The sequence below is a fragment of the Geofilum sp. OHC36d9 genome, assembly GCF_052400685.1.
Lineage (GTDB): Bacteria > Bacteroidota > Bacteroidia > Bacteroidales > Marinilabiliaceae > CAZHHH01.
Genome location: NZ_JBQTGJ010000044.1, coordinates 1 through 1,042, shown reverse-complemented (window position 1 = coordinate 1,042; position 1,042 = coordinate 1). Strand labels below are relative to the sequence as shown.

Genomic DNA, 1,042 nt, shown 5'->3' with positions numbered 1-1,042 from the left:
AGTGCTAATCTGCGATACTTTCTGTGTTGCAGCACTGTTGACATGCGAAATGGCTTTGATGGATTGTCTGGAATTGTTCGAAATCACCTAAAAAAAGACCCCGTTTCGGGTGATATTTTTATTTTTCTGAATAAAACACGCACACATATCAAACTTTTGTATTGGGATGGCGATGGATTTGCCTTGTTTTATAAGCGTCTTGAGAGGGGAAGGTATCCCTTACCTGCTCGTAATGGGTTGTCGAAACAAATCAAAAGAGAAGAGCTTTTAATGCTTCTCGAAGGACTTTCGTTTGATGAAATGAAGCGAAAAAAGCGATACAAAATTAGTTGAATTCCAGTATTAAATATACGATAAAACCCTTGTGAGATAAGGCTTTTTAGTGTATATTCGTACATGAACGATCAGCAAAATAACAACTCTTTTTCGACGAATTCCTTGAAGGCTAAAATTGCCATCCTGGAGAATAAACTGGCCGAAAAAGACTCCGTTATTGCTGAACGAGATTCTGCAATAAATAAGCTGGCCATCGATCTTGATGCAGCCAGGTTTCAAAACGAGCAACTTCGACGGATGATTTTCGGGTCCAAAAGAGAACGTTTTGAATCAAAAATCGATTCCAGTCAGCTTATCCTCGAATTTGAGCCTAAAGCAGCTGAGATAGAAGAAGCCGTTGAAGCTGAACGTGAACTCATAAAGGTGGCTTACGAGCGCAAAAAACCTGAAAAAAAACATCATGGACGTTTGGTATTACCCTCTCATTTGCCAGTTGTTGAAACCATTATAGAACCATCAGAAGACACCACCGACATGGTATGTATCGGTCGCGAAATTACCGAAGAATTGGATTATACACCTGCCAAACTTCATATCAATCGCATCATCCGCCCAAAATACATTACAAAAGAAGATGAGCGTGGCAATCAAAAACAAGTTATTGCCGAACTTAACCGACCAATCGCCAAATGTATTGCAAGTACAGCGCTGTTGACAATGATTTTTATCAACAAGTACATTTATCACTTGCCACTTTATCGAACAC

General features: G+C 39.4%; 2 protein-coding genes. Both read left to right on the top strand.

Annotated features, from left to right (window positions below):
• On the top strand, positions 1 to 333 hold a 333-nt coding region (gene tnpB / locus ACT3CD_RS17220), incomplete at its 5' end, for an IS66 family insertion sequence element accessory protein TnpB (protein ID WP_444646909.1).
• Between the two features lie 63 nt (positions 334 to 396).
• Positions 397 to 1,042 (top strand): IS66 family transposase (locus ACT3CD_RS17215; RefSeq protein WP_444646907.1); only part of this gene is annotated, 646 nt, incomplete at its 3' end.